The following is a 23,648-nucleotide window of genomic DNA, read 5'->3' on the forward strand; positions in this document are numbered from 1 at the left end:
TCTAGGGGTGGTGGGAGATGGTGTACGTAGCAGTTCTAGCAAATATTGCAGGTAACTTACCTGCTTTAACGGCGGCACTAGCAAAGATAGAGGAGATGAAGGAGGAAGGCTACGATATAGAGAAGTATTACATTCTGGGGAACATAGTTGGATTGTTCCCCTATCCAAAAGAGGTTATAGAGGCTATAAAGAACCTTGCAAAGAACGAGAAAGTTAAGGTGATTAGGGGTAAGTATGACCAGCTAATAGCGATGAGCGATCCACATGCTCAAGGCCCAGAGTATTTGGACAAGCTCGAAATTCCAAAGCACCTGAAAGCTTCCCTTAAATTCACATGGGAAAAACTCGGTCATGAGGGAAGAGAGTATTTAAGAGATCTCCCCGTCTATCTTGTGGATAAAATTGGAGATAATGAAATTTTTGGCGTTTATGGAAGTCCAATAAACCCCTTCGATGGAGAGGTTTTACCAGATCAGCCCACCAGCTACTATGAGGCTATAATGAGACCAGTAAAGGATTACGAAATGTTAATCGTGGCAAGTCCAAGGTATCCAGTAGATGCAATGACGAGGTACGGAAGGGTTGTATGTCCAGGAAGTGTAGGGTTCCCACCAGCCAAGGAACACAAAGCAACATTTGCCTTGATAGATGCTGAAACCTTGAGAGTGAAGTTTGTTGAAGTCGATTACGATAAGAAGATAATTGAAGAAAGGATTAAGACTGAGGGCCTTCCAGAGGAGATCGTCAAAATCTTATACCACGGAGGAAAAGCTTGAACTCTTTCTTTAAATCTTTAAATTCAAACAAAAGGAACAGCAGAAATACAAAAGGTGTTTTTTCTACAAGAACTTGCAAGGGGATTGCGAGAAGTACGGGCTTGATTATTAAAGCACTAACCTTAAAGGTGTTCCTAGACTTCATAACCACGAGAATAAAAATCGTAAAGTATCCAAGAAGAAGGCCCAAGGAAGCTCCAATCTCTTTGAAGCTTGGTATGAGAACAAGCCAAGAGATCCCAGCAACTGAGGCACCAACTAGTGAGTAGAGGGCTGAATCTTTTATGTAGTTAGTTGCCGATAGCATATTTATTAGGGGATTAAACGTAACATAGAGTTCAACAGCTATAAGGGCTATCAGAAAAGTCCCTCCAAATTCTATCTTGAACATACTCTCAATATACGGAGCGAATATCTGGAGGATGAATACCGAAATCGATGAAAGCAGAGCTAGGGATAGTGTAGATTCCTCTGCAAGCTTCTTTATACTCTCCTTTTCACCTCTTCCGAACTCGTAAGCGTAGAGAGGAACTATTGCAGACTGGACAACCTGGGGAAGATAAGAGAGTAGGAATGATGTAGAGAGAACGGCAGATACAACTCCAGCAGTTTTTGCTCCAGCAAGCTCTTCAGATAAGAAATAAGGTCCCTGCAAAAGGAACATTCCTGAGATACTCCCAACAAACGCCCAAAAGGAGTATTTTGCTAAATTTAGAACTTCAGCCCTTCCGGGAATGCCAAAATATCTTCTGGAATATAGAATTCCCAACACGGAGATAGTTCCTAATAGCAGGTAGTAGGGAGCAAGAACGCCAATATGAAAGCCAAGTAGGAATGCAAAAAATCCTAGGAGAACGAAGTATGCATAAACTTCTCCCTTGTGGAGGCCATAGATGAATGATCTGAATGTTAGTTGTAAAGCCCGGAGTGTTGAGAGAACAGCTAGGTGAATATTTACAAGAGAAAATGCAAGACCCAGTAATGGAAGAGTAAAAGAAACCCCAGTGATTTTCTTAATTCTGCTCTCTTCTCCCTTTCCAAGGAATTCTGCGGTGTACTTTCCAAGTCCAACCGAAAAGAACGATAAGAAGCCGGCGAGTAAAAACGCCTGTGAGATTAAAGAGTTTACATTGCCAAGCACGCTAACCCCATATTCCCTGGCAACTATAAGGTTGTAAATGAATCTACTCCCCCCAAAAACAGCCAGTGCAATGATACTCGCTATCGAGTGCCTTATTATAACTTCTCTTTTCCCCATGCACTTTGATGGATATTTTGTAAATTAAAACCTTTTCAATGAGAAAACGAAAAATTAAAAATTGATCTGTTCGGCTAACTTTAGGTGGTTTCATGGTGGAGAGGAAGAGGTGGAGCGAGAACTTTAGTGAGTGGTTCAATGAGGTTATAGAGGAGGCTGGCATATTAGATAAGAGGTATCCAGTAAAAGGAATGAACGTCTGGTTACCCTATGGGCTTAAAATAATGAGGAACATTGAAAAGTTTATCCACGAAGAAATGGAAAGAACTGGTCATCAAGAAGTTCTGTTTCCAGCCCTAATTCCCGAAACAGAGTTTAAGAAAGAGGCAGAACATATAGCCGGATTTGAAGGTGAAGTTTTTTGGGTAACTCATGCTGGTCATGATCCCCTTGACGTTAAACTAATTCTCAGACCAACAAGTGAGACCGCAATATATCCGATGTTCTCCAAGGATAGAGGGGGCTGGATAAGGTCTCATGCGGATCTTCCTTTTAAAATATACCAGATAGTTAATGTGTATAGGTACGAAACAAAGCATACAAGGCCTCTCATTAGAGTCAGGGAGATTAGTAGATTCTTTGAGGCTCATACAGCTCATGCGGATTTTGAAGATGCTGAAAGACAGATAAGAGAGGATCTTGAGATATTTGACAACCTAATGAAGAAGCTTGCAATGGCATATATAATTTCCAAGAGGCCGGAATGGGACAAATTCCCAGGTGCCTTCTATTCCCTGGGAGCAGAAGTTGTAATGCCCGACGGGAGAACCCTTCAGATAGGAACCATGCACAACTACAAGCAGAATTTTGCAAAGGCTTATAATATTGTTTATGAAAAAGAGGACGGAACTCACGATTACGTTCACCAAACAACGTTTGGAATGAGCGAGAGACTACTTGCCGCCGTCATAGCAGTACATGGCGATGACAGGGGGATGGTTTTACCTCCCACCATAGCCCCAATTCAAGTTGTGATAGTTCCAATTCCTAAGAAAGGTGAAGACGAGAAGGTCTACTCATACGCTAAAGAGATCGAAGAGGAGCTTAGGAGCGCTGGCATAAGGGTTCATCTCGACATGAGGGACAAAAGGCCAGGCTGGAAGTTCTACGACTGGGAGCTCAAAGGAGTACCAGTGAGGGTAGAAGTTGGACCTAGAGACGCCGACAATGGAACTGCTGTTCTTGCAAGAAGGGACAAGCTGGAGAAGATGACCATAAAGAGAGAAGAGCTTGTAGATAAGGTTAGAGAGCTCTTTGATGATATAATGAAGTATCTCTATGAGAGATCCAGGGAATGGCTCGAGAGTCATATAAAGAGGGTTGACACACTTGAGGAAGCTAAAAAAGTTTTCGAGGACAGAAGAGGAATAGTTGAGATTCCATGGTGTGGTAGAGAGGAATGTGGTCTTAAGATGGAGGAAGAGCTTGAGGCGAAAATGTTAGGGATTCCATATCCAGAGGAGAAGGCTAGGGAGGGTGCTGAAGGAAAGAAATGTCCTGTTTGTGGTAGGGAAGCGAAGTTTATAGCAAGGTTTGCAAGAACTTACTGAGGGGCTCTCTATGATTATTCTTTTAACTGGAATGCCTGGCTCTGGAAAAGGAGAAGTTGCCAAGGCATTCCAGAAGAGGGGAATACCTGTAGTTTCAATGGGAGATGCCATTAGAGAAGAGGCGGATAGGAGGGGCATACCAAGAACACCAGAAGGTCTGAAACATGTAAGCCTAAAGGTTAGAGAAGAACTCGGGCCAGGTGCCGTTGCGATTCTTACTATTCCCAAAATAAGGAAACTGCTTGAGATTGAACCAGTTGTCGTCATTGAAGGAGTTAGGAGCCCCTATGAGGTGGAAGAGTTTAGAAGAGAGTTTTCTGAAGAGGAGATTTTGATATTGGCCGTTCACTCACCTCCTAAGATTAGGTTTGAGAGGTTGAGAAAAAGAGGAAGGAGTGATGATCCCAAGACGTGGGAAGAGTTTGTTGATAGAGATAAGAAAGAGTTGAAGTTTGGGATTGGAGAGGTAATAGCCCTGGCTGATTATATGATAGTGAATGATTGTAGCTTTGACGAATTTCAAAGGAAAATCCAAGAAGTTGTTTCAAGGATAATTAGAAATGTTTGAATTTCCAACTATCCGTAGTTAGCTTGACTTTCTTCAAACTGGATAAGGTTTAAAAAGGAAAGCCTCTGTATTTATAAAGGGCTTTTTAAAGGGGTGTAAATATGGTGGATACAAGTAAGGTTAAGCTCAGAATAGAAAACATTGTAGCATCTGTAGATCTCTTTGCTCAGCTTGATCTCGAAAAGGTTCTTGATATATGTCCAAATTCAAAGTATAATCCCGAGGAGTTTCCCGGTATCATCTGTCGCTTCGATGACCCTAAGGTTGCACTTTTAATATTCAGCTCGGGTAAACTTGTTGTAACCGGAGCGAAGAGCGTTCAGGACATAGAAAGGGCCGTTGCAAAGCTTGTTCAGAAGCTTAAGGGGATTGGAGTCAAATTTAGAAGAGCGCCCCAGATCGATATCCAGAATATGGTATTTAGTGGAGACATTGGGAGAGAATTTAACCTTGATAACGTTGCCTTAACCCTTCCAAACTGCGAGTATGAACCTGAACAGTTCCCCGGAGTGATTTATAGAGTTAGAGAACCAAGGGCCGTGATACTGCTATTCTCGTCAGGAAAAATTGTGTGTTCAGGAGCTAAAAGCGAGGCCGATGCTTGGGAGGCCGTTAGGAAGCTTCTAAGAGAGCTGGAGAAGTACGGTCTTATGGAGGAAGAAGAGGAAGAACTCTAGTAGAAGTCCTGATTGTTCTCTTTTTCAAGTTCCTCTTCCTCAATTATTATAAACGGAATTTTCATCTTCTTTAAAAGTTCTATCAGCTGGTTATACCTCTTTTGAAGTCTCTCCAACTTATATCGGAGATTTCTGTTTTCAATTGCTAGACTTGTGATTTCCTCACTCTTTGCCCTTAACTGTCCTTTAAGTTCTATTATCTGCTCTTCGAGCTCTACTATAGATCTCTCCAATCTCTCTATCTCTTCAATGTACTCCCTGCATACTTTCTCCTTTATCATGACTTTTGAAGTTATGTCTAAGTGGTATAAATATCATTCTATTGGAACTCCATTTTTTGTTCTAGGTGCAAGCCACTTCATGAGCTTCTGAGGCTCTTTTGTTCTGATTATTATGGTTATTGGACCAAGAGGGCTCTCTTCGTTAAAATTGACCTTTCCGACGTATGCAACCTGTTTGTTAACCTTGATTATGATCTCTTCTCCAAAGTATCCGTCTTCGAGCATCATTCTTGCCGTGTCAAGAATCTGCTGTCCACGGAACAATTCATACAGCCTCTGAAGGGCTCTCTTATCGCTCGTTTTTCCAATAAGAACCATGTACTCTCCATGGTCGAAAGCCTCAAATTTTAAGCCAGGAACCAGGTTGAGCATGGCTTTCTTGACTTTTTCAATGTCCTCAGTTGGGTATACATAAGCCTCAACTTGGACTTCTTCAAACATCTCCATCGATAGCAACGAAATTAAATCCATTAATAAAGATTTGGTATCAATTAATTGCAACTCCATAAGCCAATCTTGTTCCTCCTTGCGCTTTTCTCAGCCTTCAAATACTCTTCCATTTTGTCGAACTTTTTTTCGTAAAACACCCTTGCTAAACCTTTCTCAACAAGTAGTTCGTTAATATCCGTGGAGTTTATGTACAGGTAGACGAGTAGTCTCCCATATTTATCTTCTCGGCCCTGCTTTGAATCAAAAACAAGGATAACCTCCTTTCCAAGCGTTGCATTCTTAAGGAAATCTCTCGCAACATAGGCATACTTCACAAGGCATGAAATATTTGTAACCCCGGGATACTCTCCTGGGTGCATTAATTCCGGCTCTAACTCTGGAGCATCTATTCCCACCAACCTAACTTTAACAAGTTTCCCATTCTCAAGTTTTACATATAAGGTGTCTCCATCAACTACCCTAATAACTTCGCCGTGAAGTTCGGAGCTTGAAGATATGCACCCAGTCACCAAGAGCGCTACTATGAGAGCAATTATTAGCTTTGCAACTCCATTCACAATACTTCAAAAAATATGAGAAAATAAAAAGGTGATGTTTGACTAATTTATAGAGAAAAGTTAATTAGTGTTCTTTTCGCTTTTTACTTTCCCAAACAACTCTTCCATCTTTCCTAACTATTCTGATTATCCTATGATAAGGAATCTGCGTCTCGCCAACGAAAAAGTATCCGTGACCGAGATCTATAAGTTTCACGGGAATTTTCTTTATATTGCCGTAGCTACCCCTATGTTCTATCACTATATAGTAATCTTCCTCATTCTCCCTAGGATCATACTTTATCTTAGCGAGAGCCTCTTTAACGCTCCCTTTTCTCATGTCTAAACCCCCAAGTGGGCTAGTACTCTCTCAATGTTTTCCTTCCAGTTTTGAATAACTTTCCCATGGCCAGGAAGTCCAAGCCTAACCCTAAACTCAAGCAACTTTTCCAATGACTCGAGCAATGATTTCTCATCTCCCGTTGGTAGATCTGTTCTGCCATAAGTTCCCGCAAAGATTGTGTCCCCGGTAAACATTATCTCTTCTTCCTCATAATACAAGCAAGCACTTCCCCTTGTATGTCCAGGGGTTTCAACGAGGGTTAGTTCAACATTCCCAATCTTTATCCTATCTCCCTCTTTGAGTTTTCTCTCTACTTTGTGACTTTCAAACTTTCTGCCGTAGTAGAAGGACAAAATAATATAGTCATCACCCCTCTCAAGGGTCTCAGCGGTTTTTCTACTCGATGCAAATTCAACTTTAGCACCAACTCTCTGAAAGAATTCTTTGAATACTTTATTACCTCCCACATGGTCGAAGTGCTCGTGGGTGTTAAAGATTATAACCCTCTTTATGTCCGAAATCCACCCCTCACTCTCGGCAGTTCTCACGTATCTGTTCCAATAAACACCCGTTCCTGTATCTACTATCAACAGCTCCTCCCCGCTCTTTAGAAAGTATATGTTCGAGTCTAGTCCGATGCCCTTAAGCATGAGAATATTTGGTCTTATTTCTATTGGAATCATCTTTTCTCACCTTCAAAGAGGGCTCCAGGGGGGACCGCCTCCTCATCCGGGGGAGCGAGACCGTCAGGAGGGGTTAAACTCTTCATCGCCCATCTTACTTTTGTGAAGGGCATTTTTATCAGTTCTGCTATTCTCACGAATCCCTCCACTTTTAGAGGTTTTGGATATGTTGCTTGAGTTTGATGAACCAAAAAGTTTATATATCCGAACCATATTAGTTCTTATTGAGAACAAAATTATGGAGGAGATCGAAATGGTAGTTATTGGAGAAAAGTTCCCAGAAGTTGAGGTAAAGACGACCCATGGAGTGATAAAGCTCCCGGACTACTTCGCCAAGCAGGGCAAGTGGTTTATACTCTTCAGCCACCCAGCTGACTTTACTCCAGTCTGTACAACTGAATTCTATGCAATGCAGAAGAGGGTTGAAGAGTTCAGGAAGCTTGGGGTTGAGCCTATAGGATTGAGCGTTGATCAAGTGTTTGCACACATTAAGTGGATGGAATGGATAAAGGAGAACCTAGGTGTCGAGATAGACTTTCCAGTTATAGCAGATGACAGGGGAGAACTTGCCGAGAAGCTTGGAATGATACCAAGTGGTGCAACGATAACAGCAAGGGCCGTCTTTGTAGTCGATGACAAGGGAATAATAAGGGCAATAGTCTACTATCCAGCCGAGGTCGGTAGGGATTGGGACGAGATACTAAGGCTCGTCAAGGCACTTAAGGTAAGCACCGAGAAGGGCGTTGCACTTCCACACAAGTGGCCGAACAACGAGCTCATTGGTGACAAGGTAATAATACCTCCAGCTTCAACAGTTGAGGAGAAGAAGCAGAGAGAAGAAGCAAAGGCCAAGGGAGAAATAGAGTGCTACGACTGGTGGTTCTGCTACAAGAAGCTTGAGTGAGCTTCTCCCCCAATTTCGTTTCTCTTCTTACTCTTCACGGAACCAAACCACAAGGAAGGAACCCGTCATCGCCATTGCGTAGGCCACCGGCTTCAATGTCAGACAGCTCCCTTCAGGCACCTTTGAAAGTTCCGATGCAAATACGACACTTATGAAACTCAGGTATATTCCAATCCGAAACAGTGCTTTGTTCGCATTGAGTCCGCTCTTTGCCCTAAGTCCCGCGAGATAAGCGATCAACACCATCAAAGTTAATGAAATCCATTTGCTGATTCTTCCCATTGCTTCATAACAGTCGGGAACGTTGCACGTTGTTGTAAAACCGTGCGGATCTATCCACGTGCCATTAGAGGGACATTGCTTTGGTTCCTGGGAATAGACAAGTGTGATCAGGCCTGAAAAAAAAGATAGTGAGAATCAGAAGTTCGATAATTTTTCTCTTAAATGTCTGCATGCCCCTCCCCCAGCGCTGATCGATAACAACAATGCTCTGGGAGTTCCCCAGTCTAACCCTTGGCAGTATTCTCTTTATATGACTTTCCCGTAGTATTCCGTTATTCCAGCAGCAGTTTTGCTGGCTGTTTAAATCAAAAACCGAAGTAAACAAGTAAACACGAACGCTCCCTGGGCCTCAAAGCACCCTCCTCCTGAAGAGTACCACCAGCGGAACCAGCCAGGCCAGATGCACGAGCACCGCCATCGGGAAATCGCTGTAGTCGTTTAGGGCTATGCCCTCGAAGACTCTGTACGTCCAGTACGTCGGCAAAAACGCCGTGAGCTTGCTCCAGTCGGTTGAGAGGTTCCTCCAGAGGACAACGAGCTTTACCGCCACTGGCAAGATTAATAGCCAGCCGAGAATCTTGGAGACTGTGATAGCCTGCATTCTGGATTCGGCGAAGATGGTTATCAGCAGTCCATAGATCCAGACCTCCAGCAGGAAGAGAAGAACCAGCGCCAGAACACCCTTTTGGGAAATCTCCATGTCGAGAATATGAGGCGCTATCACCGTAAAGGCTACGGTCACCAGCGAAGCCCACGTGAGCCTGTAAACAAGGAACGCCTCGCTCGATATGGGAATCACCCGCAGTGCTTGTACTGTCTTGTTCTCCTTCTCGTCAGCCATCATGAAGCCGGGAATCATGCCGAATATCATGGGTATGAATATCAGCACGAAGAGCGCGATGGCGTAGTAAAGCTCGCCCATGCGATCCTTGAAATAGCGGACGATGAAGAGGAGCACCAAAGTCATCCCCACGCTGTATAGTAGTATGGGGTCCCTGCGGAGCAGTTTAAGGTCGGTCCTGTATATGGCAGCGAATTTTCGCACAAAGCTCATCTCACTCCCTCCACCGCGTACCTGTAAAAGCGGATTTTAGCGAGGTTATATGCCATGCCGCTCCAGATTATCAGGGCCAACGATGACCACAGCAGGGTATTCGTTGATATTTCTTCGAAGGGCGCCTTAAAGAAGTAGAGCGCCGGATAGCTCGGGATGACGTAGAGAACCTTCCATATCCCGTCCGTCAGGTAGCCGTGATAGTGGGCGAAGGGCAGGAGGGAGAGCACCATGACGCCGAGGAGCGGCACAAAGTAGTCGTCCAAATCGCGGTATTTTGAGGCTATTGCTATGCCAAGGAGCGTATAGACTACCGAAACTAACAGGGTACCTGCCAAAACGTAGGGAAGCCCGTTCAGGGAGCGCGTGCCGAGGCAGAATATAAGCACCGCCGCCGGGAGGGAAACCAGCGCCATAAGGAGAGCCTTGGCGAGGATGTAAGCCCTCCAGTCGAGTGGCGTAACCGCCAGAGCGCCTATCGTCCCGTCCTTCTTCTCCGCGAAGATGGCCGTACCGACGAAGGTGAAGCCGACCATCCCGGGCTCAAGGAGCAGGAAGAGGGGAACGACGGTTGAGCGGTACCCCTCTGGAAACGCCATCACCATGAGGCCATAAGCTAAAGCCACGAGCAGGTATATCGGATAGACGTAGCCCCTCGTTCCGACCTTCAGGTCGAGCCTCACCAGCTCGCCTATCATACGAGCCTCCTCCCCGTGACCTTCAGGAAGATGTCCTCGAGTGTCGGTTCTTCAGTGTTTATGCGCCTTATTTCATGCTCCCGCAGGATTCTCAGGAACTCCTCGTTTCCTCCAAGGTTCTCAAGCGGGAACTCGGCGGTTTTGACGCCCTCATTCGAAACGTATTCGACCTTTACGACCCTCTTTCCCATCTTCACCTTCAGTTCACTCGGGTTGTCGACGAGCCTCACCGAACCCTCCACGATGAAAGCCACCCTGTCGCAGAGCTCATCGGCGACGTACATGTTGTGGGTGGTCAGAAAGATCGTCTTCCCGTTTTCGCGCATCTCAAGGAGCAGGTCTTTTATCCTCCTTGCGCTCGCCGGGTCGAGGCCCTCTAAGGGTTCATCGAGGAACAGTATCTCCGGATCTGGAAGCAGTGCCCTGGCTAAATCGAGCTTCTTCTTCATGCCCTTTGAGAAGCTGGAGACGAGCTGGTCGGCTTCCTTGTCGAGGCCCACCATCTTGAGGGTTTCAACCGGGTCGAGATGCCTTTTATAGAACGACGCAAAGAACTCAAGGTTTTCGAGGGCGGTAAGCCGGGAATAAACGGCAGGAAACTCGAAGGAGACACCAATTTTTCCGTAGTAGTCCTTCCCCCATTCGCGCAGGTCTTTCCCGAAGACCTTCACAGTCCCATGATAGTCCTTTATTATCTTCACAAGAATCTTGACAGTCGTGGTCTTCCCAGCCCCGTTAGGACCAAGGAACCCGTAGATTTCCCCCTCCTCAACCTCAAAGCTCAGGTTCTCAACGCCGCGCGTTTCACCGTAGTACTTCTTAACGTTCTCAACCTCTATGACGGGCATGCTTTCACCTGTTGGTTAATTGGAAGTTCAGGTAGTTATAAGTAATGCCGCACATGTGCGGGTGTATCGCCCAGTGAGAGAGCTTGAATCTCTACCTCAGCCGGGCTTTTCACCCACAACCATTATCTCAATATCGTCAAAATCCACCTTCCTTTTTCCCACCGCCCGGCGGTGCCTCCCCAGATGGCCTTTACCTCAAACCCCACCATTTTGAACATCAAATAAAGCTCGGTGGGGACGTAGACACGCTCCCTAATGGGGGACTTTTGTGCCATCGGGTGCCTCTATTTCCTCGAAGAACGTCATGGTGTTCGGATCAAAGGTCCCCCTGGCTATATCCTCATTCGATGCCCCCTTGATTCTCGAAAGAGCGCTCAGCGCCGTTAGAATGAATTTTCCACCAGGCTTTAGGGACGCATAAACGTTCCTGAGTATTGCCAAGTCATGTTCCACGGGGTCGTCGCTGGACCCGATTAACGAGAAGGCGCCCTCGCAGAGGCATATGGCAGCGTCAAATTTTCCTTCACGCTTAAACTCGGTGGCATCGGCCTTTATGAACTCCACCTCAACGTCTTCCTCTCTAGCCCGTTTTCTTGCCTCTTCGAGCATTCCTCGGGAGATGTCGATCCCGGTAACTCTGTAGCCCCTCTTTGCGAGCTCTATTGAATGTCTTCCAACATCGCAGCCGACGTCCAGTATCTTTGCCTCTTTAGGCAACCGGAGCTCACTCAATAAAAACTCCACTTCCTCTTTTGTGTATTGTCTGTCGCTCTGTCCGCAGGAGGAATGTGATGCCTCATCCCCCGATCACGGAGGTGAAACCCTCTGGAACGTTCGTTCCACCGGGTTTCCAAAATACGTCTTCGCCCAATATCCCCTGGTGGTGGATGTGGATAGGCTGAAGGCGCTTCTGGTGGTCGTCTTTATTGTTGACGTAGTAGCTATAGGAGTCGTTGCTAGTGCGTTTTTCGAGGGGAACGAAAGTTCCGACGCTGCGGCCGCAGCAGGAAAAATCGTTCCAGCGGCCATCAAGCTTTACAGCACGCCAATGGGATCCACCGAGGCCATCAACGGAACCCTCGTGGGTGATGTCCAGGTGATAGAGACCCCCGCTGGAACAGCATTCCAGTTCAACGGCTCGGGATACGTAGATCTGAGCAGCGCGCTGCCTGATATCCAAGACCTTAAAGTCGGATCGATATCTCTCTTCTTCAGATTCGAGGAGACGAACCAAAACGTACTTCCCATACTGTACATCGGCGACAGGAAAGGAGAAAACATGTTCATTGTCGAAATAGGGCATCGGGGAGAGGACAACAGGAAGCTCTACGTCACGTGGGTCGAGAATGGAAAACCAGTCCTGTGCTTCGACAGCGGCTTTAACCTCAAGCCGGAGAGATGGTACCACCTCTTTGTCGTTGTGAGTGATGAAGGAAACACTGCCTACCTCAACGGGAGGGAGCTTGTGGGAAGGCATTACAATTTTGGGAACAGTGGCATGAGGTTTTTCATCGCCGACATTCCGAACACGGAAATCATGACTGCCGGCTACGGCAAGACAGCCGATTCAATAACGCCAGAATTCCTGTATTTCAGAGGAGCTGTGATGGGTCTGGAGGTGTACTTAAGACCCCTGAAAGCCTGGGAAGTCCAAAGCTTGCTGGATGAGGTTCGGCAGCGCGTTCGAAAAACTCAGACATCCTAGACCCCGATTTACTCCCCTTTCTCAGCCACTTATCGCATCATCCAGCACCTTCTTCAGGCCCTTCCGCAGGTGCTCCTTCACCGTTGAGGTACTTAAACCAAGCATATCGGCTAGCTCCCGCAGGGTGATCCTCCTGGGTTCATCGAAGTAGCCGCTCTTGTAGGCGAGGAGAAGAACCTCGGCCTGCCTCTTGGTCAGCTTTGAAATGGGGCTCGTTTCAGGCTCTGCATCCTCAACGCTGAGCACTCTCGCGCCGTAAGTTTCCCGGAAGGTTCTCACGACCTCTCCAACGAGCTCATCCTCGCAGAGAATCGAGAGAACGCTCTCGCCGGCCGCAAACGTCCCGCTCTCGAACACAACAAGTCCTCTCTTCTGAAGTTCGAAGAGCCTCTCCGCCTGCTCCTTCTGGGGTCCGAAGGAGGCCCGCAGATATATGAGGTAATGCTCGTTGCGCGGGAAGGCCTTGACGTCCTTCGTGTGCGGAAGCGATTTCAGCCGCTCAAGTATCTCCTCCGGATTTACGCCATCTTTGAACTTAATCTCAACCAGCTTAACGACGTCGGTGTCTATGGTGAAGTACGTGTCGCCGTAGGCCCACTCTATCGCTTCGAGGAAAAGCCCCTGTAGAGACTCTCACTGTTGGGAATTACGATTTTCAGGCGCTTCATGACCATCATGGGATATACTGGGGCTATGGTATATTACCCTTTTGCAGGTTCAGGAACGGGTCATCTCTTCAAACTGAATCAAGACCTCCTCCTTTCTCCTTATCAGGTTCTGCCTCGCCATTTCCTTTCCGTCCTTGAGGTAGACTAGGGTAGGGATGTTGAGAATCTCAAAGTGATTCACCAGCCCGTCCCACTCGCCGGCATTCACGTGAATGATCTTAACCTCCGGGAACTCCCCGCTCAGCTCTTCCATGAAGCCCTCCACCATCCTGCAGGGCGGACATCCAGGGATGGAGAACCACAGCACGACCTTCCCCTCCCGAAAGTTGGTTTTGCCCTCGTACTCGATTATCATCTCGACCACCTCACACCTTGGCCCTCTTCAGCAGGAGCGAGTTGGTGACGACGCTGGCGCTGCTTATGCTCATCGCTCCGGCCGCCCACTCCGGCTGGAAGCTTACCCCGAAGAAAACGAACGCCAGACCGGCCGCGAAGGGGATCAGCATCGTGTTGTAGAACATCGCCCAGAAGATGTTCTGCTTAATCTTCGAGAGTGTCTTTTGGCTGAGCTTTATTGCCCTGACAACGTCCATGGGGTCGTTCTTTATGAGGACTATATCCCCGCTCTCCATGGCTATGTCCGTTGCATTGCCGACGGCTATGCCTATATCCGCCTGGGCCAGAGCAGGGGCATCGTTTATTCCATCTCCAACAAAAATGACTACCTCTCCCTTCTCCTGAAGCTTCTTCACTTCGTTTGCTTTATCCTGGGGTAAAATTTCTGCTAAAACGTAATCTATGTTAACCTGCTTAGCTATCGCTTCTGCGGTTCTTCTATTGTCGCCGGTAATCATTCCAACTTTCTTGCCCATTTTGTGAAGCTCCTCTATCGCTTCTCTCGCACCTTCTTTGATTGTGTCCGCTATCCCAATAACCCCTACTATTTTTCCGTCAATTGCCACTATTATTGCCGTTTTAGCTTCATCTTCAAGCTTAAGGAGAGCTTTTTCAGCCTCTCCTTCTATTGAATAACCATTCTCTTTGAACAGCTTTCTATTTCCGGCCAAGATTTCCTTCCCATCCACTACCGCCTTTACTCCCTTGCCGGTTATTGCCTCAAAGCTTTGGGGCTCTTTGTCCTCTAATCCGAGCTCTTGAGCTTTCCTAACTATGGCCTCTCCTAGTGGGTGCTCTGAGCGCTTTTCAGCTGAAGCTATTAAGCTCAAAAGCTCTTTCTTATCCATGCCAAAAGTCACTACATCTGTAACTTCAGGTGTCCCCTTTGTTAGCGTCCCCGTCTTATCGAAGAGAACTATCGTGGCTTTCCTTGCTATTTCCAGTACTTCACCGTTCTTAATTAAAATGCCCATTTCGGCACCTTTACCCATTCCAACGGTTAAAGCCGTTGGAGTTGCCAAGCCAAAGGCACATGGGCAGGCAATCACCAAAACGCTAAGCAGTGTTGTGAAGGCGAAGAGCAAGGGCTGGTCAGCTATGAAGTACCAGTATCCAAAGGAGATTAGTGCTACTGTCAAAACGGTTGGAATGAAGTATGTAACGACTTTGTCCGCTAATCTCTGAATTGGTGGTCTTGTATTTTGTGCCTCCTCAACGAGCCTAATTATTTGTGCCAGAACGGTGTCCCTTCCGACCCTCTTTGCCTCGATTTTAAGCACGGAGTTCTTGTTAATCGTTCCGCCGATAACCTCGTCGCCCTTCTTCTTCAAATTTGGAATTGGTTCTCCGGTAACCATCGATTCGTCAACGTAGCTTTCTCCCTCAATTACAATTCCATCGACTGGGATCCTCTCTCCAGGTTTGACTATAACAATATCGCCGACTTTAACTTCGCTTATTGGAACTTCAATATCTTTTCCATCCCTAATTACGGTTGCCTTTTTAGCCTGAAGCCCCATGAGCTTTTTAATTGTCTCACTCGTTCTTCCTTTGGCCAAGGTCTCCAAGTAGCGTCCAAGCAGGAGGAAGGCCATCAGCAAAACGCTTGCCTCATAAAAGTTGAACTCTCTCGGAATAATTCCTATTGTAGCTAAAACGCTTGCAAAATAAGCAGACCCAATTCCCATGGAGTACATGACCTCCATGTTCAAGCTTTTGTGCTTCACTGAATTGAGAGCCTTTCCAAAGATATCCCTTCCAGCGTAGATTATTGCCAGAGTTGCCAGCAGGAATTGAATGTAAATTAAGCTGGGAATTTCAATTCCAAACCTGTGAAGCTGCGTTGAGGCGAAGAGAGGTATTCCTATCCCCCAAGCAACTGCAAGTTTTTTCTTCATTTCCCTTATGTGCTTCTCTCGAACCTCTTTTTCTACGTCATAGCTTTCCTCACCTTCAACTCCCAAGAATTGGTAGCCAACCTCTTCAATTGCTCTTTTAATGTCTTCCATACTTACTAAACTTGGATCATAGCTTACCTTAGCCTTCTCAGTTGCCAAATTGATCTGGGCATCTAAAACCCCAGGGAGCTCTTTAAGAGCTACTTCAATGGTTTTAACACACATTGCACAGGTCATTCCACCGATTTTTATTATTGCATTCCTCTTTTCCCTTACAACTGTATAACCGAGCTCTTCAATCGTCTTTATAATCTGATTCAGGCTGACCATTGACTCATCGAAGTCAACGTAAACATTTTCAGAGTTTAAATTGGCCCTGGCATCTTTAACACCATCAAGCTCTTTTAGAGCCGTTTCTATAGTTTTAACACACATTGCACATGTCATTCCATTAACCTTAAGCGTGAGCTTCATAACAGACACCGATATTTACTAAACAGTAAGTCTTAAGGAGATTATTTTTATCAAAGTGTAAATATTAGCTGAAGAATTTTTATATTTTGAAAACAAATAATCATAGGTGTTTATCATGGTAAAGTTGGACGAAATAGATTTCTAGAACGTCTTGAGAAGGAGGGGGTTATTCAGCGCTACACAATTAAACTCAGCTCAGAACTCCAGAGGGCCCACAACGTCGTTGCTCTTATCATCAAAACAGACAAACCCGAGAAGTTACAGGAGTTCGAGGAAATCATTGAGATCAATCGCTTCACGAGTAAGAAGTACCTCATAAAAGTGGCTGTCGAAGACATGGAGGGGCTGAGAAACGTAATAGAAGGTGCCGGTTTTGAGGTGCTTGAGATAATGCCCATCCTAGAGAGCATCGAGAAAGAACACCCTCCAAAGATCAAAGTGCCGTTCAAATGCGACTATTGTGGAAAAGAGATTGTCGGAGAGCCAATAGTCTATAAGTACCACAATAGAGTTTACTTCTTCTGCTGTCCTACATGTTTGAGGGAATTCAAGAGAACAAGAGAAAAACATATAGAAAATCCAAGCTAAAACACATTCACAAACATTGGAGGGGATTGATAAGTCTCCTTAAATTATTTTCTACTTTTTCTTTTGAAAACTTCACCCTTTAGGATGGAGATGTAGTAATTTTGATATTGCCCTATGAGGAGTGAACTCTTAACTATCTTGGTTAACATTTTGGTTGACGAAAAAGAGGCATTGAGTGGCTGTATTAATAACTTATCTATCTATATAAGTCTATATAAGCTAAAGTATCCTCAGAGAACAGACTGATAATAAATCCAGGGACAATTGTAATTTATCTTGCGCTAAGATATTTGTTATGAGCCCTCCTATGATCCTGGCTATGTAGAGGAAATGTTATCTACGAGTAAAAATCTAAAATCTTAGTATTCCTGTTAGACATTATTCTGCAATGACAAATGGAGTATTCGAGGATCCTGAGAGAACTTTAGTAATCATCACGAAGCATCCAATACATACAAATAACATTACCATTTATTTTGTTTTGTTATAATGTTCTATTGCCCGTAGGAAAAATTCTGCGTTTGTCGTGAATCCTTGGGGAAACATCTTCAGTGTGCACCTACAATAAAGACAACGAACTAATTGTGGGTCCAGATGGTTCCATTTATAAGTGTACATCAGCCATTGGATTGGATAGATTCAAAGTAGCATCAAAAGAAGAGGTATTTTATAATCAAGAGTTATTTTTAGTAAAATTTTATTGAAGGAGGCAAGGGCGATAATTATTGCTGGAGCTGTCAGTATTTCCCGGTATGTGGGGGAGGATGTGTATACAATGCGTGGATTGAGGGTAAAAAGAAGGACTGCTGGGCTATATTTCACCAAAAAACACTACCAAAATTTGCAGAGATGTTATTAGAAATGGATGAAGTAGAACCCGATATTTGGGTACCCTTAGAAAAGTAATCCCCACAGTATAACAAAACTATAAAAATTACAATATACTCCAAAAAAGACAAGATTATCAACGCATGGTGACTTACTATGAATAACGAGGTAATCCAAATTATTGGCGTCTCCAAATTTTTCGGAAATATCAAGGTGCTAAAGAATATAAATCTCAGAATTCGTGAGGGGGACTTTGTGGTAATAGCAGGAGAAAACGGTTCGGGTAAGACAACACTTCTTAAAATAATGACAGGTCTGTTAATCCCAGATGAAGGCGAAGTTAGAGTCTTAGGGTTTGATGCCTCTAAAGACTGGAAAAAACTTTCTAAGTACATTGGTGTTGCATTGGCAAATGAAAGGAGCTTATATTGGAAGCTTACGGGCCTGGAAAATTTAGAGATATTTGCCGGACTTTATGGAGTCAAAAAAGGAAAAAGAAGGGCATTGGAGTTGCTGGATAAGCTCAATCTGATACATGCAAAAGATAAACTCGTAGAGGAATATTCAAGCGGTATGCGGCGGAAATTGCTTTTAGCTAAAGCCACAATTCATGACCCAAAAATCTTGTTTCTTGATGAGATACTTAACGGTCTTGATCCCAAATCCTACATAGAGATTATAGAGTTCCTTAAGGAATTGAACCAAAATGGGACAACAATTGTTTTAATTAGCCATGTCCTTCATGATTTGCCCCAAGAAGCTAGGCTGATAGTTATGAAAGATGGCAGGATTATACTTGACGATAAGCTTTCGAAGTTCAAACTGGATGGTGGTATAAGAATTAAAGCAACGATTAACGGAAGAGAAATTGAAAGAATAGTATCTGAAAATGAGCTTGATAAAACACTAATAGAGCTCACAAAAAGTGGGGCTAAGAACATTCAAATTGAAAGAGATGACTTATACTCCATTTTAAGGAGGATTCTTAAATGATTAATGTAAAAGGCATTCTTACAATTGCCAAAAAGGAATGCAAGATACAGCTTCGATACCGGGTAGTGTGGCTTAACTTTGCCTTAACACCATTCTTTATGTTGGCCCCGTGGGTTCTAACCGCTAAGATGTTCTCCTCGGACTTCGGTGAAGCTGTTTTAGTTGGCTCTCTCATGTGGTACTGGCTCAATCAATACTTTTTTGGAGTTCAAGAAGCATTCGAAGAGGAGAGGGAAGAGGGGACTTTAATAAGTATTGCTTTAGCCCCAATCTCACTGCTGGAGTTTCTGATTGGAAAAGGAATGTGGATTCTTGTGGAATGTATATACATAACGGGCGTTACTATGATAATCTTCTGGGCTCTGGGAATATCGCAGGCAACGTCATTTCAGATGTTCGTCCTCTATATACTCTCCGGGTTGTATATGTTTGCATTTTCTATCCTCTGGGGGGCCTTAGTGTTGCAATTCAGAAGGATTGCAGGTATAAATTTTATAACTCAAGAAATCCTGGGGATGGCCTCTGGTGTCACCGCTAATATTACTGCTTATCCTAGATTAGTGAGAATCGTAGCTTATGCTATTCCTCTATCATATACCATAAAAATCGGTAGGGGAATTTTGCAGGGGAGAACTTTCTTTGAAGTTCTTTTTGATTTTGCTATTCTGACTATCATAACGTTCTTGTATTTTTCTATAGGGGCGGTACTGCTCAAAAGGGCTGAAAATAATCTGAGGATTAAAGGGGGATGGGAAGCTTGGTGAGGTTCTTATATCTAGCAAAAGCATCCCTATTAACTGCAAAGCGTTATAAGATAGATTGGTATGGCAACGTTTTAATGCCCATTCTTGGTGTTCTCCCGGTCATTATTGCAGTCTGGTACGGAAACAGAATTGGCTTTCTGGATTTCTCAGATGTTGTTGGGACTGAAAAGTTCTTTGAATATTACATTCTTGGGGTTACATACTGGAACTATGTTGAGGCAGTCTGGGCATCAATTTTTATGCTGAGGGAACACATGAGAATTGGACAGTTAGAGGAACTCCTCCTTACTCCAGTTAAGCCGTGGGAATATATCCTCGGCTGGTCTTTCTTGGCAATAATCTTGACAACGGTTAGTTCCATGCCGTTGATTTTAATAGCTATTGCAGTAAACATCTTTCATACGAGCATAAAAGCATACATTCTGGCAACCTTCATATTTTTAATTTCAATGATAGCCTCTTTTGGTTTTGCATTTTTAATTTTTGGTTTAACGTTAGTGATTAGAGAAGGCGATGAAATAGTTTCATTACTTGGAAATGCTGCTCCTCTTTTAGGGGGCCTCTACTTTCCTGTAACTCTGCTTCCAACGCCATTATTAATTATCTCCTATGTATTTCCATTCACCTGGGGGGTTGATCTACTCAGGACTGTTTTTTTAGGTTCCAAAACAATTCTCAGCTTTGAAACTGAACTGATACTTCTCTTTATAATGTCCCTTGGGTACTTTGGAATGGGGATTCTAAGCTACAAATTACTCGAGATTAAAATGAGAAGAAAAGGAATTCAGGGATTTTAATAGGAATTGTAGGAATAACTTTGGGAAAAGTTTCTAGAAAGAACCCAAAAATATGCCTCGCCAATCGTTAGAACGGTTATCTTTGTCCTTAATGTTATTTTAGTACCCACTCACCATATGCAAAATATCAAAAATGCCATTTTCAAAATATCCTTGGAGGTGAGGATAGTGAGATTTTGTTATAGGTGTGGAATCAGCGAGGATGAGGGTGGTCCTCTAATTAATGGCCTTTGTCAAGTTTGTTTTAGAAAGGAGAATCCAGTTCTTTTAATTCCCTCTGAGATAAATACTGAACTCTGTCAGAACTGTGGGAGCTATAAGAAGAGAGGTGTTTGGGTTGACCCAGTTAACTATGAGCTTGATGCCCTGATATTCGAGGTAGCTGAGAATGCGCTACTTGAGGCTATAGAGGATTCCCTGTCCAATGTAAAGGAATATGAGGTAGTTGACTGGGAGGAGCTCGAAGAAATTAGGAACATTCCTGTAGGAAAGGCATTTATAGCGTTTAGAGTGCTAGATTACCATATAGAGCACTTTCCTGCAATAGTCATCTATGAGGTTAGGGCCAAGGCTAGGATTCATGAACTTCAAGTTGAACCCCACGACGAAGTCAGGACGACAACGGTTTTTGTAAGGCAAACCGTATGTCCGAGATGCCAGAAGTTTCTTGCAGGTTATTATGAGGCAATACTTCAAGTTAGGGTTGAGGATAGGAAGTTCACGAAAGAGGAAAGGGAAGAAATAACGAAGCTTGTTCAGGAGAAAGTCGATGAAATCATGAGGAAAGACAGGATGGGGTTTATACAGGACACCATAGAGAAGGAAGAGGGAATAGACTTTTACATGGGCTCAACGAGCGCAGCTAGGAAGCTTGCCAATGCAATAAAAGAGAAATATGGGGGAGTTATAAGTGAGGCCTACGAGCTTGTAGGCTTGGACAGAATGACCAGCAAAGAAGTTTACAGGACGAGCGTTACAATAAGACTTCCAAAATTCAGAAAGGGCGACATAGTGGAGGATAGGCATGGGAGAGTGTATAGGGTTGAAAATGTCGATGGAAAAGGGATGAGGCTTAAGAACCTCGAAACATGGGAAAGCGAGCACTATGACTGGAAGACTATAAAAAGAGAAAAGATAGACAAAGTAGAGCATGAAGAGAGGAAGGCCCTCTTAATGGGACAAACCCCGAGAGAAGCCCAGTTCATGGACATGGAAACCTATGAAACCTTTGAATTGCCTAAGCCGAGAGAAAGCCTTGAAGATGGCCAGGTGTATAAGATCGTGAAGGTTAAGGGAAGGATGTATATAAAGGAAAAGGAGGGAGAGAAATGAGCATGATAATAGTCTACACAACATTTCCAAATTGGGAGAGTGCCGAGAAGGTGATAAAAACTCTGCTCGAGGAAAGACTCGTGGCATGTGCGAATTTAAGAGAACACAAGGCCTTTTATTGGTGGCAGGGAAGGATAGAAGAAGATACCGAAGTTGGCGCGATATTAAAAACCAAGGAAGAGCTATGGGATGAAGTTAGGAGAAGGTTAAAAGAGTTGCATCCCTATACAGTTCCAGCAATAATAAAAATTAGAGTTGAGGATGTTAATGAGGACTACCTAAAGTGGCTTATTGAGGAGACTAAATGATGAGTACGGGGCCACCTGAGGGGGTGATGAAGTTTCTCCCAAGGCTGATAGTTATCTGTACATTATGAAATCTAAAAGGTTCTTTGCTTTAGTTTTTCTCTTTAGCTCAACATAAGCCTCGCTTCCGTCGCACTCTATAGAATAATCAACTCCCGCTTCCTCCAAGATGAACCTCATAATCCCAAACGCCAAATGAGATTTCTTTCCCTCCATTTCAACTGCCAAAAATGGGGTCTCGTTCTTTCTTCCCACGATGATGTCGAAGTTTATTCCTCCACATATATCGGCATCAATGAAGCTTATTTTTTCACCAGTTTTCGTTTTTCTGACAAGTGGATTTGAAAATTTTGTCTTTAACTTGTCGATTATTCTAAGAACCTTTTCAAAGTCTTCCTCCCTTAAATCCTCTCTTATTCTTATCCTTTCAATCATTTTGCATCCCAAGTTACGGTAATGTTAAGAATTTAAACATTGCTAATGAACGCATTTGAACATTTGATTAGTTGAAAGCGGAAACATATTTTAAGCATTTGCCGAACTTATGAACGGTGATTGTCGATGGTTTTAATAATCGACACAACATTTAGAGATGCACATCAATCTCTCCTCGCGACAAGATTAAGGACAGAGGATATGCTTCCAATAGCTGAGGACATGGATAAAATAGGCTTTTACTCTATGGAAGTTTGGGGAGGAGCAACTTTTGACGTGTGTATAAGGTATTTAAATGAAGATCCTTGGGAAAGGTTAAGGCTTCTTAGGGAACGAATAAAGAAAACGAAGTTGCAGATGCTGTTACGAGGAAAGAACTTAGTTGGCTACAAACATTACCCCAATGAAGTTGTCGAAAAGTTCATTGAAAAATCCTATGAAAATGGGATAGACATCTTCAGGATTTTTGATGCCCTTAATGACGTCAACAACATGGAACTTGCCATAAGAACCGCAAAGAGAGTCGGAGCAGAGGTTCAAGGTGTCATTGCATATACAACAGGCCCCATCTTTACGCTTGACTACTACCTCGCCAAGACCGAAGAGCTGATAGGGCTGGATGTAGATGTAATAACAATAAAAGACATGGCCGGGCTTCTCACACCGGAAATGGCGTATAAGCTGGTTATTGAAATAAAGCAGACGTATGGAATTCCCGTGAATATTCATACCCATTCAACAACGGGAATGGCAGTTGCAACTTATCTAAAGGCTGTTGAGGCTGGGGTTGATTTCATAGATACCTCCATAAGTCCGTTGGCATTTGGAACCGCACAACCTGGTATCCAGACAGTTTATGAGATGCTACCGAGTGATGAAAAACCAAAACTGAACTTCAACATGATTAGGAAAGTCTCGAAGTACCTCAAATCTATAATAGAAGGGAAGTACTCCACAATACTGAGGAAAGAAGTCCTCCAGGTGAACCCGAATGTTTTGATATATCAAGTTCCTGGAGGCATGATGTCAAACTTGATAACTCAACTCAAGGAGATGAACGCTCTTCATAGGCTAGATGAAGTTCTCAAGGAGATACCTAAGGTGAGGGAAGATCTCGGATGGCCGCCACTTGTCACTCCTGCTAGCCAGATAGTGGGAACACAGGCAGTACTCAACGTTCTTTTTGGGAGGTATAAAATGCTAACAAGAGAAGTGAAAGCTTATCTGCTTGGAAAGTATGGAAAGCCACCTGCCAATGTCAATCCAGAACTTCTAGAGAGGGTTAGGGGAGAGAAAATAAAAGATGATGTGAAATCTCTCGAAGCCTGTAGAAGAGAACTGGTGGAAAGGGGCTTTATAGAGGAAAGCGAGCGTGAAGAGGATGTTCTAACGTTCTGTCTGTTTCCGCAGGTTGCACTTGAATTTTTTAAGAAGAGGAGGCTGAATATAAAAGAGCATAAGCCATTGAAAAATGCTAGGATGTTTAAACTATTGATAAATGGACTTGAATTTGAAGTTGGGATATTGGAATAATGGGAGTCTATACAAGTCTAAAAT

Annotated in this window: 27 protein-coding genes and 1 pseudogene; 13 read left to right on the plus strand and 15 right to left on the minus strand. The window is 44.0% G+C overall.

Annotated elements, in window-relative coordinates; genetic code table 11:
- Positions 1-17: 17 nt before the first annotated feature.
- The gene (locus PY04_RS04720; protein ID WP_014734015.1) at positions 18-776 is read left to right on the plus strand and encodes a metallophosphoesterase; all 759 of its coding nucleotides are present in this window, start codon (positions 18-20) and stop codon (positions 774-776) included.
- Here PY04_RS04720 and PY04_RS04725 read toward each other — a convergent pair.
- A complete protein-coding gene (locus tag PY04_RS04725; RefSeq protein WP_048056002.1) occupies positions 745-2,034 on the minus strand; it encodes a lipopolysaccharide biosynthesis protein in 1,290 nt (429 codons plus the stop codon). The genes PY04_RS04720 and PY04_RS04725 overlap by 32 nt on opposite strands.
- Before the next feature lie 92 nt (positions 2,035-2,126).
- On the opposite strand from PY04_RS04725, the gene proS reads away from it, so the two are divergent.
- The 3 genes from proS to PY04_RS04740 all read left to right on the plus strand — a co-directional run bounded on the left by proS (position 2,127) and on the right by PY04_RS04740 (position 4,829).
- On the plus strand, positions 2,127-3,584 hold the full coding sequence (proS, locus tag PY04_RS04730) for a proline--tRNA ligase (protein WP_014734017.1): 1,458 nt from the start codon (positions 2,127-2,129) through the stop codon (positions 3,582-3,584).
- Between the two features lie 10 nt (positions 3,585-3,594).
- Positions 3,595-4,152 (plus strand): dephospho-CoA kinase, encoded by a 558-nt coding sequence (locus PY04_RS04735; RefSeq protein ID WP_014734018.1) that lies wholly within the window; start codon positions 3,595-3,597, stop codon positions 4,150-4,152.
- A gap of 101 nt (positions 4,153-4,253) precedes the next feature.
- The gene (locus tag PY04_RS04740; RefSeq protein ID WP_014734019.1) at positions 4,254-4,829 is read left to right on the plus strand and encodes a TATA-box-binding protein; all 576 of its coding nucleotides are present in this window, start codon (positions 4,254-4,256) and stop codon (positions 4,827-4,829) included.
- On the opposite strand, the gene PY04_RS04745 is transcribed toward PY04_RS04740, so the two are convergent.
- The 6 genes from PY04_RS04745 to PY04_RS09665 all read right to left on the minus strand — a co-directional run bounded on the left by PY04_RS04745 (position 4,826) and on the right by PY04_RS09665 (position 7,259).
- Entirely contained in the window at positions 4,826-5,110 is a 285-nt protein-coding gene (locus PY04_RS04745; RefSeq protein WP_014734020.1) for a hypothetical protein, read from the minus strand. The two genes, PY04_RS04740 and PY04_RS04745, sit on opposite strands and share 4 nt — an antisense overlap.
- Positions 5,111-5,143: 33 nt before the next feature.
- The gene (locus tag PY04_RS04750; protein WP_014734021.1) at positions 5,144-5,551 is read right to left on the minus strand and encodes an RNA-binding domain-containing protein; all 408 of its coding nucleotides are present in this window, start codon (positions 5,549-5,551) and stop codon (positions 5,144-5,146) included.
- 50 nt (positions 5,552-5,601) lie between these two features.
- Positions 5,602-6,117, minus strand: a complete 516-nt coding sequence (locus tag PY04_RS04755) for a thermonuclease family protein (RefSeq protein WP_048056003.1) — start codon at positions 6,115-6,117, stop codon at positions 5,602-5,604.
- Positions 6,118-6,181: 64 nt separating this feature from the next.
- The gene (locus PY04_RS04760; RefSeq protein WP_014734023.1) at positions 6,182-6,436 is read right to left on the minus strand and encodes a DUF504 domain-containing protein; all 255 of its coding nucleotides are present in this window, start codon (positions 6,434-6,436) and stop codon (positions 6,182-6,184) included.
- A 2-nt stretch (positions 6,437-6,438) separates the two neighbouring features.
- On the minus strand, positions 6,439-7,122 hold the full coding sequence (locus PY04_RS04765; RefSeq protein WP_014734024.1) for an MBL fold metallo-hydrolase: 684 nt from the start codon (positions 7,120-7,122) through the stop codon (positions 6,439-6,441).
- Positions 7,119-7,259 (minus strand): hypothetical protein, encoded by a 141-nt coding sequence (locus PY04_RS09665; protein WP_167884983.1) that lies wholly within the window; start codon positions 7,257-7,259, stop codon positions 7,119-7,121. The genes PY04_RS04765 and PY04_RS09665 overlap by 4 nt, the downstream gene beginning before the upstream one ends.
- A 116-nt stretch (positions 7,260-7,375) precedes the next feature.
- On the opposite strand from PY04_RS09665, the gene PY04_RS04770 reads away from it, so the two are divergent.
- Positions 7,376-8,026 carry a peroxiredoxin gene (locus PY04_RS04770; RefSeq protein WP_014734025.1) on the plus strand — a complete coding sequence of 217 codons (651 nt, stop codon included), beginning with the start codon at positions 7,376-7,378 and terminating at the stop codon, positions 8,024-8,026.
- 631 nt (positions 8,027-8,657) lie between these two features.
- Here PY04_RS04770 and PY04_RS04780 read toward each other — a convergent pair.
- The 4 genes from PY04_RS04780 to PY04_RS04795 form a co-directional block, all read right to left on the minus strand.
- Positions 8,658-9,362, minus strand: coding sequence for an ABC transporter permease (locus PY04_RS04780; RefSeq protein ID WP_014734026.1), 705 nt, complete (start codon positions 9,360-9,362; stop codon positions 8,658-8,660).
- On the minus strand, positions 9,359-10,060 hold the full coding sequence (locus PY04_RS04785) for an ABC transporter permease (protein ID WP_014734027.1): 702 nt from the start codon (positions 10,058-10,060) through the stop codon (positions 9,359-9,361). Before PY04_RS04785 ends, PY04_RS04780 begins: the two co-directional genes overlap by 4 nt.
- The gene (locus PY04_RS04790; protein WP_014734028.1) at positions 10,057-10,908 is read right to left on the minus strand and encodes an ABC transporter ATP-binding protein; all 852 of its coding nucleotides are present in this window, start codon (positions 10,906-10,908) and stop codon (positions 10,057-10,059) included. The genes PY04_RS04785 and PY04_RS04790 overlap by 4 nt, the downstream gene beginning before the upstream one ends.
- Positions 10,909-11,160: 252 nt before the next feature.
- Positions 11,161-11,640, minus strand: a complete 480-nt coding sequence (locus tag PY04_RS04795) for a bifunctional 2-polyprenyl-6-hydroxyphenol methylase/3-demethylubiquinol 3-O-methyltransferase UbiG (protein ID WP_237710105.1) — start codon at positions 11,638-11,640, stop codon at positions 11,161-11,163.
- 157 nt (positions 11,641-11,797) lie between these two features.
- On the opposite strand from PY04_RS04795, the gene PY04_RS04800 reads away from it, so the two are divergent.
- Positions 11,798-12,613, plus strand: a complete 816-nt coding sequence (locus PY04_RS04800) for a LamG-like jellyroll fold domain-containing protein (RefSeq protein ID WP_081482816.1) — start codon at positions 11,798-11,800, stop codon at positions 12,611-12,613.
- A gap of 21 nt (positions 12,614-12,634) precedes the next feature.
- Here the strand turns inward: PY04_RS04800 and PY04_RS09740 are convergent, their stop codons facing one another.
- The 3 genes from PY04_RS09740 to PY04_RS04815 all read right to left on the minus strand — a co-directional run bounded on the left by PY04_RS09740 (position 12,635) and on the right by PY04_RS04815 (position 16,049).
- Entirely contained in the window at positions 12,635-12,970 is a 336-nt protein-coding gene (locus PY04_RS09740) for a helix-turn-helix domain-containing protein (protein ID WP_237710106.1), read from the minus strand.
- A 360-nt stretch (positions 12,971-13,330) separates the two neighbouring features.
- Positions 13,331-13,636 (minus strand): thioredoxin family protein, encoded by a 306-nt coding sequence (locus PY04_RS04810; RefSeq protein ID WP_014734030.1) that lies wholly within the window; start codon positions 13,634-13,636, stop codon positions 13,331-13,333.
- Between the two features lie 10 nt (positions 13,637-13,646).
- On the minus strand, positions 13,647-16,049 hold the full coding sequence (locus tag PY04_RS04815; RefSeq protein WP_014734031.1) for a heavy metal translocating P-type ATPase: 2,403 nt from the start codon (positions 16,047-16,049) through the stop codon (positions 13,647-13,649).
- Positions 16,050-16,190: 141 nt separating this feature from the next.
- On the opposite strand from PY04_RS04815, the pseudogene PY04_RS04820 reads away from it, so the two are divergent.
- The 6 genes and pseudogenes from PY04_RS04820 to cutA form a co-directional block, all read left to right on the plus strand.
- Positions 16,191-16,720, plus strand: a pseudogene (locus PY04_RS04820) (TRASH domain-containing protein); the annotation flags it as partial.
- A 901-nt stretch (positions 16,721-17,621) separates the two neighbouring features.
- Positions 17,622-18,458, plus strand: a complete 837-nt coding sequence (locus PY04_RS04825; RefSeq protein WP_048056005.1) for an ABC transporter ATP-binding protein — start codon at positions 17,622-17,624, stop codon at positions 18,456-18,458.
- On the plus strand, positions 18,455-19,222 hold the full coding sequence (locus PY04_RS04830) for an ABC transporter permease (RefSeq protein ID WP_014734033.1): 768 nt from the start codon (positions 18,455-18,457) through the stop codon (positions 19,220-19,222). The genes PY04_RS04825 and PY04_RS04830 overlap by 4 nt, the downstream gene beginning before the upstream one ends.
- Positions 19,207-20,019, plus strand: a complete 813-nt coding sequence (locus PY04_RS04835; protein ID WP_014734034.1) for an ABC transporter permease — start codon at positions 19,207-19,209, stop codon at positions 20,017-20,019. The genes PY04_RS04830 and PY04_RS04835 overlap by 16 nt, the downstream gene beginning before the upstream one ends.
- A 168-nt stretch (positions 20,020-20,187) precedes the next feature.
- A complete protein-coding gene (locus PY04_RS04840; protein WP_014734035.1) occupies positions 20,188-21,351 on the plus strand; it encodes a 60S ribosomal export protein NMD3 in 1,164 nt (387 codons plus the stop codon).
- A gap of 2 nt (positions 21,352-21,353) precedes the next feature.
- The gene (gene cutA / locus PY04_RS04845; protein ID WP_048056213.1) at positions 21,354-21,659 is read left to right on the plus strand and encodes a divalent-cation tolerance protein CutA; all 306 of its coding nucleotides are present in this window, start codon (positions 21,354-21,356) and stop codon (positions 21,657-21,659) included.
- A 51-nt stretch (positions 21,660-21,710) separates the two neighbouring features.
- Here cutA and PY04_RS04850 read toward each other — a convergent pair whose 3' ends face one another.
- Entirely contained in the window at positions 21,711-22,091 is a 381-nt protein-coding gene (locus tag PY04_RS04850; protein WP_014734037.1) for a hypothetical protein, read from the minus strand.
- A 126-nt stretch (positions 22,092-22,217) separates the two neighbouring features.
- Between PY04_RS04850 and PY04_RS04855 the strand changes: the two genes are divergently transcribed.
- The gene (locus tag PY04_RS04855; protein WP_014734038.1) at positions 22,218-23,624 is read left to right on the plus strand and encodes a pyruvate carboxylase subunit B; all 1,407 of its coding nucleotides are present in this window, start codon (positions 22,218-22,220) and stop codon (positions 23,622-23,624) included.
- Positions 23,625-23,648: the final 24 nt, after the last annotated feature.

This window comes from Pyrococcus sp. ST04 (genome assembly GCF_000263735.1).
Classification (GTDB): Archaea; Methanobacteriota_B; Thermococci; order Thermococcales; family Thermococcaceae; genus Pyrococcus.

Bases quoted from the DNA above. Each gene is read 5' to 3' on its own strand.
- PY04_RS04830 (WP_014734033.1), top strand. From the start codon at position 18,455: ATGATTAATGTAAAAGGCATTCTTACAATTGCCAAAAAGGAATGCAAG.
- PY04_RS04740 (WP_014734019.1), top strand. From the start codon at position 4,254: ATGGTGGATACAAGTAAGGTTAAGCTCAGAATAGAAAACATTGTAGCA.
- PY04_RS04780 (WP_014734026.1), bottom strand. From the start codon at position 9,362: ATGAGCTTTGTGCGAAAATTCGCTGCCATATACAGGACCGACCTTAAA.
- cutA (WP_048056213.1), top strand. From the start codon at position 21,354: ATGATAATAGTCTACACAACATTTCCAAATTGGGAGAGTGCCGAGAAG.
- PY04_RS04760 (WP_014734023.1), bottom strand. From the start codon at position 6,436: ATGAGAAAAGGGAGCGTTAAAGAGGCTCTCGCTAAGATAAAGTATGAT.
- PY04_RS04745 (WP_014734020.1), bottom strand. From the start codon at position 5,110: ATGATAAAGGAGAAAGTATGCAGGGAGTACATTGAAGAGATAGAGAGA.
- PY04_RS04790 (WP_014734028.1), bottom strand. From the start codon at position 10,908: ATGCCCGTCATAGAGGTTGAGAACGTTAAGAAGTACTACGGTGAAACG.
- PY04_RS04810 (WP_014734030.1), bottom strand. From the start codon at position 13,636: ATGATAATCGAGTACGAGGGCAAAACCAACTTTCGGGAGGGGAAGGTC.
- PY04_RS04750 (WP_014734021.1), bottom strand. From the start codon at position 5,551: ATGTTTGAAGAAGTCCAAGTTGAGGCTTATGTATACCCAACTGAGGAC.
- PY04_RS04850 (WP_014734037.1), bottom strand. From the start codon at position 22,091: ATGATTGAAAGGATAAGAATAAGAGAGGATTTAAGGGAGGAAGACTTT.
- PY04_RS04835 (WP_014734034.1), top strand. From the start codon at position 19,207: ATGGGAAGCTTGGTGAGGTTCTTATATCTAGCAAAAGCATCCCTATTA.
- PY04_RS04825 (WP_048056005.1), top strand. From the start codon at position 17,622: ATGAATAACGAGGTAATCCAAATTATTGGCGTCTCCAAATTTTTCGGA.
- PY04_RS04770 (WP_014734025.1), top strand. From the start codon at position 7,376: ATGGTAGTTATTGGAGAAAAGTTCCCAGAAGTTGAGGTAAAGACGACC.
- PY04_RS04855 (WP_014734038.1), top strand. From the start codon at position 22,218: ATGGTTTTAATAATCGACACAACATTTAGAGATGCACATCAATCTCTC.
- PY04_RS04785 (WP_014734027.1), bottom strand. From the start codon at position 10,060: ATGATAGGCGAGCTGGTGAGGCTCGACCTGAAGGTCGGAACGAGGGGC.
- PY04_RS04815 (WP_014734031.1), bottom strand. From the start codon at position 16,049: ATGAAGCTCACGCTTAAGGTTAATGGAATGACATGTGCAATGTGTGTT.
- PY04_RS04765 (WP_014734024.1), bottom strand. From the start codon at position 7,122: ATGATTCCAATAGAAATAAGACCAAATATTCTCATGCTTAAGGGCATC.
- PY04_RS04720 (WP_014734015.1), top strand. From the start codon at position 18: ATGGTGTACGTAGCAGTTCTAGCAAATATTGCAGGTAACTTACCTGCT.
- PY04_RS04735 (WP_014734018.1), top strand. From the start codon at position 3,595: ATGATTATTCTTTTAACTGGAATGCCTGGCTCTGGAAAAGGAGAAGTT.
- PY04_RS04725 (WP_048056002.1), bottom strand. From the start codon at position 2,034: ATGGGGAAAAGAGAAGTTATAATAAGGCACTCGATAGCGAGTATCATT.
- proS (WP_014734017.1), top strand. From the start codon at position 2,127: ATGGTGGAGAGGAAGAGGTGGAGCGAGAACTTTAGTGAGTGGTTCAAT.